This is a genomic window from Citrobacter sp. 172116965 (assembly GCF_013458095.1).
In the GTDB taxonomy this organism is placed as follows: Bacteria; Pseudomonadota; Gammaproteobacteria; order Enterobacterales; family Enterobacteriaceae; genus Citrobacter; species Citrobacter braakii.
This window is the reverse complement of the sequence record NZ_CP046673.1, coordinates 975675-990519: the sequence shown is the minus strand read 5'-3', so window position 1 is coordinate 990519 and position 14845 is coordinate 975675. Positions and strand designations below refer to the sequence as shown.

The 14845-nt window shown below is 52.4% G+C and carries 13 protein-coding genes; 4 read left to right on the top strand and 9 right to left on the bottom strand.

The genetic code is table 11. The features are described from left to right. Nucleotides 1–9 precede the first annotated feature (9 nt). From cdsA to rpsB, 7 genes are all read right to left on the bottom strand, one after another. A complete protein-coding gene (cdsA, locus tag GPJ68_RS04745) occupies nucleotides 10–867 on the bottom strand; it encodes a phosphatidate cytidylyltransferase (protein ID WP_016151762.1) in 858 nt (285 codons plus the stop codon). Between the two features lie 12 nt (nucleotides 868–879). Continuing rightward, complete coding sequence (gene ispU / locus GPJ68_RS04740; protein ID WP_003018543.1) at nucleotides 880–1638, bottom strand: (2E,6E)-farnesyl-diphosphate-specific ditrans,polycis-undecaprenyl-diphosphate synthase; 759 nt, start codon at nucleotides 1636–1638, stop codon at nucleotides 880–882. A gap of 312 nt (nucleotides 1639–1950) precedes the next feature. Further along, the gene (gene ispC, locus GPJ68_RS04735; RefSeq protein ID WP_046275346.1) at nucleotides 1951–3147 is read right to left on the bottom strand and encodes a 1-deoxy-D-xylulose-5-phosphate reductoisomerase; all 1197 of its coding nucleotides are present in this window, start codon (nucleotides 3145–3147) and stop codon (nucleotides 1951–1953) included. 219 nt (nucleotides 3148–3366) lie between these two features. Next, entirely contained in the window at nucleotides 3367–3924 is a 558-nt protein-coding gene (gene frr, locus GPJ68_RS04730) for a ribosome recycling factor (protein ID WP_016151760.1), read from the bottom strand. A gap of 139 nt (nucleotides 3925–4063) precedes the next feature. Beyond that, nucleotides 4064–4789, bottom strand: a complete 726-nt coding sequence (gene pyrH, locus GPJ68_RS04725; RefSeq protein WP_005132114.1) for a UMP kinase — start codon at nucleotides 4787–4789, stop codon at nucleotides 4064–4066. Between the two features lie 145 nt (nucleotides 4790–4934). Further along, entirely contained in the window at nucleotides 4935–5786 is an 852-nt protein-coding gene (tsf, locus tag GPJ68_RS04720) for a translation elongation factor Ts (RefSeq protein WP_016151759.1), read from the bottom strand. A 134-nt stretch (nucleotides 5787–5920) separates the two neighbouring features. Further along, on the bottom strand, nucleotides 5921–6646 hold the full coding sequence (rpsB, locus tag GPJ68_RS04715) for a 30S ribosomal protein S2 (RefSeq protein ID WP_016151758.1): 726 nt from the start codon (nucleotides 6644–6646) through the stop codon (nucleotides 5921–5923). Nucleotides 6647–7095: 449 nt separating this feature from the next. Between rpsB and map the strand changes: the two genes are divergently transcribed. The 4 genes from map to GPJ68_RS04695 all read left to right on the top strand — a co-directional run bounded on the left by map (nucleotide 7096) and on the right by GPJ68_RS04695 (nucleotide 12029). Further along, on the top strand, nucleotides 7096–7890 hold the full coding sequence (gene map / locus GPJ68_RS04710; RefSeq protein WP_016151757.1) for a type I methionyl aminopeptidase: 795 nt from the start codon (nucleotides 7096–7098) through the stop codon (nucleotides 7888–7890). Between the two features lie 114 nt (nucleotides 7891–8004). Beyond that, entirely contained in the window at nucleotides 8005–10677 is a 2673-nt protein-coding gene (gene glnD, locus GPJ68_RS04705; protein ID WP_016151756.1) for a bifunctional uridylyltransferase/uridylyl-removing protein GlnD, read from the top strand. A gap of 31 nt (nucleotides 10678–10708) precedes the next feature. Further along, entirely contained in the window at nucleotides 10709–11533 is an 825-nt protein-coding gene (dapD, locus tag GPJ68_RS04700) for a 2,3,4,5-tetrahydropyridine-2,6-dicarboxylate N-succinyltransferase (RefSeq protein WP_104651518.1), read from the top strand. 109 nt (nucleotides 11534–11642) lie between these two features. Then, nucleotides 11643–12029, top strand: a complete 387-nt coding sequence (locus GPJ68_RS04695; protein ID WP_003018562.1) for a DUF3461 family protein — start codon at nucleotides 11643–11645, stop codon at nucleotides 12027–12029. 42 nt (nucleotides 12030–12071) lie between these two features. Here GPJ68_RS04695 and cdaR read toward each other — a convergent pair whose 3' ends face one another. Further along, on the bottom strand, nucleotides 12072–13229 hold the full coding sequence (gene cdaR, locus GPJ68_RS04690; protein WP_180837152.1) for a DNA-binding transcriptional regulator CdaR: 1158 nt from the start codon (nucleotides 13227–13229) through the stop codon (nucleotides 12072–12074). 148 nt (nucleotides 13230–13377) lie between these two features. Beyond that, entirely contained in the window at nucleotides 13378–14811 is a 1434-nt protein-coding gene (gene degP / locus GPJ68_RS04685; RefSeq protein ID WP_016151754.1) for a serine endoprotease DegP, read from the bottom strand. Nucleotides 14812–14845: the final 34 nt, after the last annotated feature.

Here is a 14845-nt window from a genome sequence, read left to right as displayed (position 1 = left end):
GACCATCCGTTAGAGCGTCCTGAATACCAGTAACAGCAGGCAGGCAAAGACCGGTACCGCAGCCGTCAGGCTATCAATACGATCCAAAATACCGCCATGTCCTGGTATTAAGTGACCACTGTCCTTAATACCTGCTTCACGCTTAAACATACTCTCGGTCAGATCACCCAGCACGGAGGCCAGGGCTGCAACGATGGAGCAAATAAGCAAGGTGACAGGCGCAACCTCAAGATTCGCCCACATGCCATAACCCCATGAGATCACGGCAGCAGTAGCGAGTCCGCCAATAAAACCCTGCCAGGTTTTACCAGGAGAAACCTTCGGCGCCAGCTTATGTTTGCCAAACAGCTTACCAAACATATAGGCACCCGAGTCCGCTCCCCAGACGAGGATCATGACATACAGCAGCCATAGCGCGCCACTATAATGATTCTCATCATAGTGCCATGCACGTAGCGCCAGCATTCCCCAAAAGAAAGGGACTATGGTTAACACGCCGAAAATTATGCGTAATGTTTTGGAATTACGCCAGACCGACGCAGAGCCGGGATAAAACAGCACCAGTAACAGCGCCACGACCCACCAGCCCAGCGACGCCCACAGCGATACTTCAACCAGCGGCTGATGAATATTGCGATGGTATTCCGGCAACAAAAATAGCATCAGTGCCAGCAATAGCCCGCACAAAACAGCCAGCCAGACTCGCTGCGTACGCGTGGTAAAACCGCTTAACTGTCCCCATTCCCAGGCGGCCAGCATACAGACGGCCAGCGTAACAATGGCGAACCCCACCGGCGGCAGCAAAAACAGCGCCGCGATGACAACGGGTATTAAAACAAAAGCAGAAATCAGGCGATACTTCAGCAAAAGCGACCCCCATCAGGCTTTTTCATCACCGGGCTCGGTGCCGCCGAAACGACGCTCACGATTAGCAAAGGCATGCAGCGCACCTTCAAAGTCTTGTTCATCGAAATCGGGCCAGAGAACATCCGTAAAGTAAAGTTCGGCATAGGCAATTTGCCACAACAGAAAATTACTAATTCGATGCTCTCCCCCAGTCCTTATCACTAAATCCACAGGAGCCAGTTCATGCATACAAATTTGCTGCCCCAGCATCTCTTCATCGATTTGCTCTGGACGCAGCAGACCATCCTGCACCTGTTGTGCCAGTTGTCTGACTCCCTGGACTATATCCCACCGTCCACCGTAATTCGCTGCAATATTTAGCGTCAACCCGGTATTCTGGGCAGTAATCGCTTCTGATTTGCGAATCCGTTCTTGCAAACGTGAGTTAAATCGACTGATATCCCCGATAATACGCAGACGTACGTTATGGCGGTGCAGGTTTTTCACTTCGCTATCAAGCGCCCACACAAACAGCTCCATTAACGCGCTCACTTCCTGCGCGGGTCGGTTCCAGTTCTCACTGCTAAAGGCATACAGCGTTAACGCATCAATACCGTTATTGGCAGCAAAAGAGACAGCCCGGCGGACGGACTTTGCTCCGGCCTTATGTCCAAAGGCGCGAATCTTCCCTTGCTTTTTCGCCCAGCGGCCATTGCCATCCATGATAATTGCTACATGGCGACAACCATGTGCTGGCAAATTTTCGCTTAATGGTTTAGTTGCAGACAACATAACGCGTTTTTAGTCCCTGAAAGGATTATACGGTACTCAGGAATACTGAAGCCTTTTGCGCTTCATCCTTCAGGCTGCTCCTTCGTTGGCTGTGATCTTCGCCCCAGTCACATACTCTTTGTATGCTCCAGGGGACTCATCCACTTGCCACCTTGATGCAACCTGAATGATTTTGTGCATCCACAAAAAAGCCGTGTCAAACCACGGCTTACCCGACCGAAAAAAAACAAATACCCGCGATCGAGTGGCGCAGACTATATCACTGAAGCCCAACGCTAACAAATAGCGCGATTCTCCGTGGAGGGATTATCATCAGCTTGAGCGTCGCATCACTTCTTTTCTGGCGACTTCCCGCGCGATAGCATCAACCTTCAGCACGTCATCAACGCTCTGTGGTTCCTGCAAATCCATCTTATCCAGTACGGATAAATTCAGGTCAGCAATATCGGTAAATCGGATCTGCTGCGCCAGGAATGCGGCAACGGTAATTTCATTCGCTGCGTTCAAAGCGGTCGTCGCCGCCTGCCCTTGCTCAAACGCGTCCATCGCCAGTTTCAGGCATGGATAACGCTGGTAATCAGGTGCGGAAAACGTCAACGCACTGAGCTTGCAAAAGTCGACAGGCTTAACGCCGGACGTCACTCGTTCTGGCCATGCCATCGTATGAGCAATAGGTGTACGCATATCAGGTTCCCCCAACTGCGCCAGAACGCTACCATCCTGATAACGCACCATCGAATGAATAACCGACTGCGGGTGAATCAGCACTTCCATCTGGCTTGCATTGGCATTAAATAACCAACGCGCTTCAATGTATTCCAGACCTTTATTCATCATGGTGGCTGAATCGACAGAGATTTTTCGTCCCATCGACCAATTCGGATGACGACATGCCTGATCGGGGGTCATAGAAACCAGATCGCGCAATGGCGTTTCACGGAAAGGGCCACCAGACCCGGTAAGCAAAACTGAAATGACGCCATTTTGCTCAAGGTCAGCGTATCCCAGATTGTGTTGGATAGGTTGCGGTAAACTCTGAAAAATCGCGTTATGTTCGCTATCTACCGGCAAAAGCTGTGCTTTGTGGCGTTGCACGTCGTCCATAAACAGACGCCCGCAGGTCACCAGAGACTCTTTATTCGCCAGCAAAATGCTTTTGCCCGCGCGGATTGCCGCCAGCGTCGGTAGCAAGCCCGCCGCGCCGACAATCGCCGCCATAACCTGATCAACATCATCCAGCGCAGCCATATCACAGGCAGCCTGCTGCCCGCTCATAACCTCAGTACGACTGCCCTGCTCCAGCAGAGCTGCTTTTACCAACGCAGCGCTTTTTTCATCGTCCATTACCGCATAGCGAGGAGAAAATTCCAGACATTGCTCAACCATACGGACGACATTTTTACCCGCCACCAACGCAGCAACGCGAAATTTTTCCGGGTTATGGCGTACTACATCCAGCGTACTGCAACCAATGGAACCGGTTGATCCCAGGATGGTTAATTGCTTCATCAGACATCCAGAAGAATTTTACTCGTCATACTTCAAGTTGCATGTACGTTGGCTCTCCTCGTTCACCCCTGTCACGCACGGGTGTACGCTCCCGGGGATGCCCTGCGTCGCCGCCTTCCTGCAACTCGAATTATTTAGAGTATATAGACAGAAAAAAGCAAAACGCCGCCATCCAGCCTTCTCAGGCCTTCTAAGCGGCGTTTTTAGCGTACAGGCGAATCAGAACTGCATCAGTTCCGTTTCTTTCTCTGCCAGCGCCGCATCAACTTTCTTGATAGCTGCGTCAGTCAGTTTCTGTACGTCGTCCTGAGAACGGCGATCGTCATCTTCGCTGATCTCTTTTTCTTTCAACAACGCTTTCACTTTGTCGTTGGCATCACGGCGTACGTTACGTACGGCAACGCGCGCGCCTTCAGCTTCGCCACGCACGATCTTGGTCAGATCTTTACGACGTTCTTCAGTCAGCGGCGGCAGCGGAACGCGGATGTCGGAACCCGCAGAGCTTGGATTCAGACCGAGGTCGGAAGCCATAATTGCTTTCTCAACGGCTGGCCCCATAGAACGGTCGAACACGTTGATTTTCAGGGTACGGGAATCTTCAACCGTTACGCTTGCCAGCTGGCGCAGCGGGGTCGGTGTGCCGTAATATTCCACGACAATACCATCCAGCAGGCTAGGAGAAGCACGGCCCGTGCGAATTTTGCTGATTTGGTTTTTGAACGCTTCGACGCATTTGTCCATGCGTACTTCAGCATCTTTTCTGATATCGTTGATCACGTTACGAATCCTTGAAAGCTTGTTTCAGTCAGACCATACCCACCACGCAAGATGTGACAAGTATAGTCTTGATTAATTTTGAGGGACGTATCCCGCGACATTAAAGCGGAATATTACCTGCATTTAGCCGCAACGGGAATTATTCCGTGATTAACGTGCCTTCTTTTTCACCCATAACAACACGGCGCAGCGCACCCGGTTTGTTCATGTTAAAGACACGAATCGGTAATTTGTGGTCACGAGCCAGCGTAAACGCCGCAAGATCCATCACTTTCAGCTCTTTATCCAGAACTTCAGCATAGGTCAACTGTTCGTACATAGTCGCCGTTGGATCTTTAGCCGGGTCAGCCGTAAATACGCCATCGACTTTGGTGGCTTTCAGTACCACATCCGCTTCAATTTCAATACCACGCAGGCAAGCCGCAGAGTCGGTAGTGAAGAACGGATTGCCAGTACCCGCAGACAAAATAACAACGCGGTTGTTACGCAGCAGGCTGATTGCTTCCGCCCAGCTGTAGTTATCACACACGCCATTCAGAGGAATTGCGGACATCAAGCGAGCGTTCACATAGGCGCGGTGAAGCGCATCGCGCATCGCCAGACCGTTCATGACGGTGGCTAACATGCCCATGTGGTCGCCCACAACGCGGTTCATCCCTGCTTTCGCCAGACCAGCGCCACGGAACAGGTTACCACCACCAATCACTACGCCAACCTGGATACCCAGCTCAACCAGCTCTTTGATTTCCTGAGCCATACGGTCAAGGATGCTTGCATCAATACCGAAGCCTTCTGAACCTTGCAGAGCTTCGCCACTTAACTTAAGCAGAATACGTTTGTAGACGGGTTTTGCATTGGTAGCCATGTTTCTTTCCTGAGACTGTCAACGAATGAGATGAATTAATTCCGGCGACATTGTATGTCGCTTTTCAGCATGACCACTATAGCGGTTCGCTGAATTTACAAGCCAGACACAAAAAGAAGCCGCCCTCAGGCGGCTCCTTTAAAAATTAAGACTGCTTGGACATCGCAGCAACTTCTGCTGCAAAGTCAGTCTCAACTTTCTCGATACCTTCACCCACTTCAAAGCGGATGAAGCCTGTTACATCAGCGTTGTGCTCTTTCAGCAGCTGACCAACAGATTTGCTCGGATCCATAACGAAAGGCTGACCAGTCAGAGAAACTTCGCCGGTGAATTTCTTCATACGGCCTTCAACCATTTTCTCTGCGATTTCTTTCGGCTTACCAGACTGCATCGCGATGTCCAGCTGAACCTGGTATTCTTTCTCTACCACTTCAGCAGAAACGTCTTCCGGCTTAACGAATTCTGGCTTGCTTGCAGCAACGTGCATTGCCAGCTGTTTAACCAGCTCTTCGTCAGCGCCAGTTGCAGCAACCAGAACACCGATACGAGCACCGTGCTGGTAGTTACCCAGAACTTCGCCTTCCAGGGAAGCAACGCGACGGATGTTGATGTTCTCACCGATTTTAGCAACCAGAGCAACACGTTCTTCTTCGAACTGCGCTTTCAGAACTTCAACGTCAGTGATTTTGCCAGCAACGGCAGCGTCCAGTACTTTGTCAGCAAATGCCTGGAAACCAGCATCTTTAGCAACGAAGTCAGTCTGGCAGTTAACTTCCAGAATGAAAGCGATGTTGCCGTCGATTTTGGTTTTGATTACGCCGTCAGCAGCAACGTTGCCTGCTTTTTTCGCCGCTTTGATTGCGCCGGACTTACGCATGTTTTCGATTGCCAGCTCGATGTCGCCATTAGCTTCAGTCAGTGCTTTTTTGCAATCCATCATGCCTGCGCCAGTACGCTCACGCAGCTCTTTTACCAGGGATGCGGTAATTTCAGCCATTCTAAAATCCTCGGAAGATTTGATCTGCCCGGCATGAAACCGCACAGATTTAAAAGTGAAAAAGGGGCCTAAAGGGCCCCTAACCAAACGTGATACTACCTGGTTTATAAGGGGGCTCGAACGAGCGTGCCTTATTATTCAGCTTCTACGAAGCTTTCTTCCGCCTGGGAAGCCAGATCCTGAGAACGGCCTTCACGAACGGTAGTAGCTACAGCGCCCAGGTACAGGGTCACAGCACGGATTGCGTCGTCGTTACCCGGGATAACGAAGTCAACACCGTCCGGATCAGAGTTGGTATCAACGATAGCAAATACTGGGATACCCAGGTTGTTTGCTTCTTTGATAGCAATGTGCTCGTGGTCAGCATCGATTACGAACAGAGCGTCCGGCAGACCGCCCATGTCTTTGATACCGCCCAGGCTGTTTTCCAGTTTCTCAAGCTCACGAGTACGCATCAGCGCTTCTTTCTTGGTCAGCTTTTCGAAAGTACCGTCCTGAGACTGAGTTTCCAGATCTTTCAGACGTTTGATGGACTGACGAACGGTTTTCCAGTTAGTCAGCATGCCGCCCAACCAGCGATGGTTCACGAAGAACTGGTCGCAGTTGTTAGCAGCTTCTTTCACCGCTTCGCTTGCAGCGCGTTTAGTACCAACGAAAAGGATTTTACCTTTACGAGCAGAGATCTTGTTCAGTTCAGCCAGAGCTTCGTTGAACATCGGTACAGTTTTCTCAAGGTTGATGATGTGAACTTTGTTACGCGCACCGAAGATGAACGGCTTCATTTTCGGGTTCCAGTAACGGGTCTGGTGACCGAAGTGAACACCAGCCTTGAGCATGTCGCGCATGGAAACAGTTGCCATGATTAAAACCTCTATATATAAAAGTTGGGGTTAAGCCTCCACGCATCCCATATTACCGACCCCAAAGGGCACCCCGGAATATGTGCCGATACGTGTGTGTTGTTACACAAAGTGAGATTTGTCGCTCCCGTCCATCGTGTGTAGTCTTCAAATGGATCGGAAGTCCGGCGCGCTTTATACCACAAATACGCTACCGACACCAATAATTGTTGGCGGTGCGTGCTGAATGAACGATGAATTTCGTGTTACAGGGAGGCAGCCAATTTTTGCATCTCCGGGAGCCTACATGCTGTAAGCGGCTGGAATGAGCAAATACAGCCAACACACCTGTGGCACGAAAGGCGAAGTTCAGAATGATTCTCAATTTGGCAGCATGTATGCCGGACTGATACCATTAGCACCACTTAAACAATTATTGCCGATATCATCGGCACTGATGGACAGAATTCATGGCTATCTCAATCAAGACCCCTGAAGAAATCGAAAAAATGCGCGTCGCTGGCCGTCTGGCCGCCGATGTACTGGAAATGATCGAACCGTTTGTTAAGCCAGGCGTCAGCACCGGCGAACTGGATCGCATCTGTAATGACTACATCGTGAATGAGCAGCAGGCCATTTCCGCCTGCCTGGGCTATCACGGTTATCCGAAGTCCGTGTGCATCTCTATTAATGAAGTGGTGTGCCATGGGATCCCGGACGACGCCAAGCTCCTGAAAGACGGCGATATCGTCAACATCGACGTAACCGTGATTAAAGACGAGTTCCACGGTGATACCTCGAAAATGTTCATCGTCGGCAAACCAACCATTCTGGGCGAGCGTTTGTGCCGCGTCACGCAGGAAAGCCTGTATCTGGCGCTGCGGATGGTAAAACCGGGTATTCGCCTGCGCACGCTGGGCGCTGCGATTCAAAAATACGCGGAAGGCGAAGGCTTCTCTGTGGTCCGTGAATATTGCGGTCACGGCATCGGTCGCGGCTTCCATGAAGAGCCGCAGGTTCTGCACTACGATGCAGACGACGGCGGTGTGGTACTGCAGCCGGGCATGACCTTCACCGTAGAGCCCATGCTGAATGCCGGTGATTACCGCATCCGCACCATGAAAGACGGATGGACGGTGAAAACTAAAGATCGGAGCTTGTCTGCTCAGTACGAGCATACTATTGTGGTGACGGAAAAAGGCTGTGAAATTCTGACATTACGCAAGGATGACACCATCCCGGCGATCATCACACACGACGAATAATGTTTTGCCTGATGGCGATGCACCCGCATCTTATCAGGCCTACAAATTGTACTACTTCGTAGGCCGGGTAAGGCGTTCACGCCGTCATCCGGCTTTTTTAATGGGTGGCGCATAATGAATACTCTTCCTGAACAACACGCAAATACTGCCCTCCCCACCCTGCCAGGCCAACCGCAGAACCCCGGAACCTGGCCGCAGCACGATCTCAACTGCCCCGGCATTAAAGCGCATATCGACACTTTCCAACACTGGTTAGGTGACGCGTTTGACAGCGGGATTTCCGCAGAACAGCTGATTGAAGCCCGCACCGAGTTTATTGACCAGTTACTGCAACGTCTGTGGATTGAAGCCGGTTTCGGTCAAATTGCCGACCTGGCGCTGGTTGCCGTTGGCGGTTACGGGCGCGGCGAACTGCATCCGCTTTCCGATATTGACCTGCTGATCCTGAGTCGTAAAAAGCTACCAGACGCGCAGGCCGAAAAAGTTGGCGAACTGTTAACGCTGCTATGGGACGTGAGGCTCGAGGTTGGGCACAGCGTGCGCACGCTGGAAGAGTGTCTGCTGGAAGGATTGTCAGATTTAACCGTCGCCACCAACCTGATTGAAACACGCCTGCTGATTGGTGATGTGGCGCTGTTTCTTGAGCTACAAAAGCATATTTTTAGCGAAGGTTTCTGGCCATCCGATAAGTTTTACGCAGCCAAAGTTGAAGAGCAGAATCAGCGCCACCAGCGCTATCACGGCACCAGCTACAACCTGGAGCCGGATATCAAAAGTAGCCCCGGCGGCCTGCGCGATATTCATACCCTGCAATGGGTGGCCCGCCGCCATTTTGGCGCCACCTCACTGGATGAAATGGTCGGTTTCGGCTTTTTGACGCAGGCAGAACGTGCCGAGCTGAATGAATGTTTGCATATCCTGTGGCGCATTCGCTTTGCCCTGCATCTGGTCGTTAGTCGTTACGACAACCGTCTGCTGTTTGATCGTCAGCTCAGCGTGGCGCAACGCCTGAACTACGGCGGTGAAGGCAATGAGCCTATCGAGCGGATGATGAAAGACTATTTCCGCGTCACACGACGGGTCAGCGAACTGAACCACATGCTGTTGCAACTGTTCGACGAGGCGATCCTCGCCCTGCCCGCCGATGAAAAACCACGTCCGATTGATGACGACTTTCAACTGCGCGGCACGTTGATTGATCTGCGCGACGACGACCTGTTTATTCGCAAACCCGAAGCAATATTGCGGATGTTTTACATCATGGTGCGTAATAGCGCGATCAGCGGAATTTACTCCACTACGCTGCGCCATTTACGTCATGCCCGCCGTCATTTAACGCAGCCGCTGTGCTACATCCCGGAAGCGCGTTCGCTGTTTCTCAGTATGTTGCGCCATCCGGGCGCGGTGAGTCGCGGCCTGCTGCCTATGCATCGCCACAGCGTGTTGTGGGCCTATATGCCGCAATGGTCGCATATTGTCGGCCAAATGCAGTTTGACCTGTTTCATGCATATACGGTGGATGAACACACCATTCGCGTAATGCTCAAGCTGGAAAGTTTTGCTAACGAAGAGACCCGTCAGCGCCATCCGCTGTGCGTGGATCTGTGGCCGCGTCTGCGACAGCCGGAGCTGATTCTGATTGCCGCGCTGTTCCACGATATCGCCAAAGGTCGCGGCGGCGATCACTCGGTTCTCGGCGCCCAGGATGTGCTCAAATTCGCCGAACTGCACGGTCTGAACTCCCGCGAAACGCAACTGATCGTGTGGCTGGTGCGCCAGCATTTGCTGATGTCGGTTACCGCTCAGCGCCGCGATATTCAGGATCCCGAAGTCATTAAGCAATTCGCCGAAGAGGTGCAAACGGAACATCGTCTGCGCTTTTTGGTGTGCCTGACCGTCGCAGATATTTGCGCCACCAACGAAACGCTGTGGAATAGCTGGAAGCAAAGCCTGCTGCGCGAGCTGTACTTCGCGACGGAAAAACAGTTACGCCGTGGGATGCAAAACACGCCGGATATGCGTGAGCGCGTACGTCATCATCAGCTTCAGGCGCTGGCGCTACTGCGCATGGACAACATTGATGAAGAAGCGCTGCACCATATCTGGTCGCGCTGTCGCGCCAACTATTTCGTACGTCACAGCCCAAATCAGCTGGCCTGGCATGCACGTCATCTGCTGCAACACGATCTCAGCAAGCCTCTGATCCTGCTCAGCCCGCAGGCCACGCGAGGCGGGACGGAAATTTTCATCTGGAGCCCTGACCGCCCTTATCTGTTTGCTGCCGTCTGCGCCGAACTGGACAGGCGCAACCTTAGCGTCCACGATGCGCAGATTTTCACCACCCGCGATGGGATGGCGATGGATACGTTCATTGTGCTGGAACCAGACGGTAGCCCGCTGTCGTCAGACCGACACGAAGCGATCCGTTTTGGGCTTGAACAGGCGATCACCCAGCGTAGCTGGCAGCCGCCGCAACCGCGTCGCCAGCCGGCAAAATTACGTCACTTTACCGTCGATACCGAGGTCACTTTTCTGCCGACCCATACCGACCGAAAATCATTTCTTGAGCTTATCGCTCTCGACCAGCCAGGACTGCTGGCGCGGGTCGGGCAGATTTTTGCCGATCTGGGAATTTCGCTGCATGGCGCCCGAATTACAACTATTGGCGAGCGAGTAGAAGATTTATTCATAATCGCCACCGCCGACCGGCGCGCCCTTAATAATGAGCTGCAGCAGGAAGTGCATCAACGGTTGACAGAGGCCCTCAATCCAAACGATAAAGGGTAATGTTTTTATTTATTATGGAAAGAGTTTAACAATGCAGCAGTTACAGAACGTTATTGAGTCCGCTTTCGAGCGCCGTGCCGACATTACTCCGGCAAATGTAGATACCGTAACCCGCGAAGCGGTGAATCAGGTTATTTCTTTACTGGATTCCGGTGCACTGCGCGTCGCAGAAAAGATTGAGGGTCAGTGGGTCACGCATCAGTGGCTGAAAAAGGCGGTCCTGCTCTCTTTCCGTATTAACGATAATCAGGTTATCGAGGGTGCGGAAAGCCGTTACTTCGATAAAGTGCCGATGAAATTCGCCGACTACGACGAAGCGCGCTTCCAGAAAGAAGGTTTCCGCGTGGTTCCGCCTGCGGCAGTGCGTCAGGGCGCGTTTATCGCCCGTAACACCGTGCTGATGCCGTCTTACGTTAACATCGGCGCTTATGTTGATGAAGGTACGATGGTTGATACCTGGGCGACCGTGGGTTCCTGTGCGCAAATCGGTAAGAATGTACACCTGTCCGGTGGCGTTGGTATTGGTGGCGTACTGGAGCCGTTGCAGGCTAACCCGACCATCATCGAAGACAACTGCTTCATCGGCGCGCGCTCTGAAGTGGTTGAAGGCGTGATCGTCGAAGAAGGCTCCGTCATCTCTATGGGTGTGTATATCGGCCAGAGCACCCGTATTTACGATCGCGAAACCGGCGAAGTGCATTACGGCCGCGTTCCAGCGGGCTCCGTGGTCGTCTCCGGCAACCTGCCGTCGAAAGATGGCAAATACAGCCTGTACTGTGCGGTGATTGTGAAGAAAGTCGATGCCAAAACGCGTGGCAAAGTGGGAATCAACGAACTGTTACGCACCATCGACTAACAGCGATTTGAAAAAGCGGGCTTAGCCCGCTTTTTTTACATCTGCGAGTGGCATAAACAAGGCTTTTCGTTAATTATTCAATGGTTATAGTGAGCTTAAGGGTACCGCTATGTATGACAATCTGAAAAGTCTGGGCATTACTAATCCTGAAGAGATCGATCGTTACAGTCTGCGGCAAGAAGCCAACAACGATATCCTGAAAATCTATTTCCAGAAGGATAAAGGCGAGTTTTTTGCCAAGAGCGTGAAGTTCAAATATCCCCGTCAGCGTAAAACGGTTGTCGCCGATGGCGTCGGCCAGGGTTACAAAGAAGTGCAGGAGATCAGTCCCAACCTGCGCTACGTGATCGACGAACTGGATCAGATCTGCCAGCGAGATCGCAGCGAAGTCGATCTTAAACGCAAGATCCTCGATGATTTACGTCATCTGGAAAGCGTCGTGACCAACAAGATCAGCGAGATTGAAGCCGATCTGGAAAAGCTAACGCGCAAATAAGTTGATTGTTGCCTGATAGCGCTACGCTTATCAGGCAATTAATCAATGCTGCTCATCCAGCTGCAACGCCACATACAGCAGCAGTCGATCGTCAAAATTCCCCAGATCCAGCCCGGTCAGCTCTGAAATACGGTTCAGGCGATACTCCAGCGTATTGCGGTGAATAAACAATGCTTTTGAGGTCGCCAGCGGCTGAACGTTATGTCGAAACCATGCCGATAATGTTCGACGCAGCAAACCGTTGTTATCCATCGCTTTCAGCCTTACCAGCGGGCGCGCCAGCTCATTGGCCTGCCAGCCGCCGCGCAGGCTGTCCAGCAGCACCGGCAGCATCAAGTCCTGATAGAAATAGCTCCGGCTTTCCGGCATCCGCTGCTTGCCGACCATCATGGTGGTGCGCGCCGTACGATACGAACGGGCAATGCTGCCGGGCCCGGTAAAATAGTTGCCCAGCGACACGCGAAAACGCAGTTGTCCATTCTCTTTCATGCGGGCAATCAGTTGCTCAACGCGCTTGCGATGATCTTCAGCGTCCCAGCGGCCAAACTGATTGAGCGCTGGTTTCAGCACCACCATCTCGGTCAGAGAAACAATCGCAATCAGATTATTACGTTCGGGTGTAGTTAACGCGTTCTGCAATTGCTGTAGCTCCGCCATCGCACTATCAACGCCAAGCTGACCGCTGTCGACCTCCACTACCGCCACCACGCGCGGCTGGTTCAAATCAATGCCCAATCGCTGTGCCCATTCCATCAGCGCCGGGGTATTCTCTTCAGCCTGAATCAGGTTCATCGCCAGCTCTTCACGCAGACGGCTATCCTGCGCTAACAGATGCATCAGACGCGACTGTTCCAGCATCATTTCGGCGGTCATGCACACCAGTTCGCCATACTTGCGCAGATGTTCCGGCTCGCCAGTAAGACCGATAACGCCAACGATTTCGCCTTCCAGACGCAGCGGCAGGTTTATCCCCTGACGCACGCCGTGTAAATGCCGGGCTACCGCATCGTCAATATCGACCACCCGACCTTGCGAAAGCACCAGCAGCGCGCCTTCGTGCAATTCACCAATTCGTTCGCGATCGCCGCTGCCAATGATCCGCCCGCGGGCATCCATTACGTTGATATTGGTATCAATGATGCGCATGGTTCGCGCTACGATATCCTGCGCCATTTTGGTATCAAGATGCCAGCCAGCCATAAACCCCTCCTGTGAGCAGAGCTCAAGCATAGGGAAGATAATAAGCGGCGGCATTGTGCAACTGCACAAAGCGAGAGGGAGAAGTATGGAGTTGTGGGAAGTATCACAAAAAGAAACCCCTTCCTGTGCAGGAAGGGGTTTAGTGAGATTACTGCATCAACAGATAGATGGAGCTGTCACCACGCTGAATGTTCAGCGCCAGTACAGCCGGTTTGCTGTCGAGGATTTTGCGCAGTTCGGCGATATTTTTCACCGGCTGCTGGTTCGCACCGATAATCACATCCCCTTTCTTCAGGCCAATCCGTGCAGCCGGAGAATTCGCTTTCACCTCGCTGACCACGACCCCTTTGTCCTGGCCTTTGTTGCTCATATCAGCCCCTTCAATGCCTTTGAAGATAGAGCTGGAATCAACCTGAGTCTGGCTGCTCTGCTGCAGTTCCAGATTCACAGTGACCGGCTTACCGTCACGCAACAGGCCAAGGTTAATTTTGCTGCCTACCGGCATCGTACCCACCTGCGCACGCAGGGCGGCGAAGCTGCTGATCGGTTTACCGTTCAGGGAGGTAATCACATCCCCGGCTTTAATACCTGCTTTCGCTGCGGAAGAGTTCGGCATCACCTGGCTGACAAATGCGCCACGCTGAGCATCAACTTTCATCGCTTTCGCCAGCTCAGAGCTCAGCTCGGTACCCATAATACCCAGCTCACCGCGTTTAACCTGACCAAACTCAACCATCTGTGACGTCAGGTTTTTCACCATGTTGCTCGGGATTGCAAAGCCGATACCGATGTTACCGCCGTCCGGCGCAAGGATCGCGGTGTTAATGCCGATCAGCTCACCGTTCAGGTTAACCAGTGCGCCACCGGAGTTACCCCGGTTGATCGCGGCATCCGTCTGAATAAAGTTTTCGTAGTTTTCCGCGTTCAGGCCGCTACGGCCCAGCGCAGAAACAATACCGGAGGTCACGGTCTCACCGAGGCCAAACGGGTTACCAATTGCTACGGTGTAATCACCCACACGCAGCGCGTCGGAATCTGCCAGCTTAATCGCCGTCAGGTTTTTCGGATCCTGAATTTGGATCAGCGCGATATCGGAGCGCGGATCTTTACCCACAATCTTCGCATCAAATTTACGGCCATCGCTCAACTGAACCTTAATCACCGTGGCGTTATCCACCACGTGGTTGTTGGTCACGACATACCCTTTCGCGGCATCAATAATTACACCGGAACCCAGGGCCATAAATTTCTGCTGCTGGCCGCCGCCGTTGTCAGCGCCCGGCGCGCCGCCCTGGCAGAACGGTGAACTCTGGAACGGTGAACCGTCCTGGCAGAATGGTGAATTATCACCGAAGAACTGCTGGAAATTACGCGGCATACGCGGCGTATTCACCGTCGTGCTCCCCTCGACGTTAATACTTACCACCGATGGCATCACTTTTTCGAGCATCGGGGCCAGGCTTGGCATCTGTTGGGCGGTCATTGCTGAAGACGACGTCTCAGCCGCTGTGGCAGACAGGGGGGACAACGCCAAACCTAAACTCAGAGCCAGTGCACTCATTGCTAATGTGGTTTTTTTCATGTGTTTCGTTCTCGATTAACAGGTAACGCAAAAT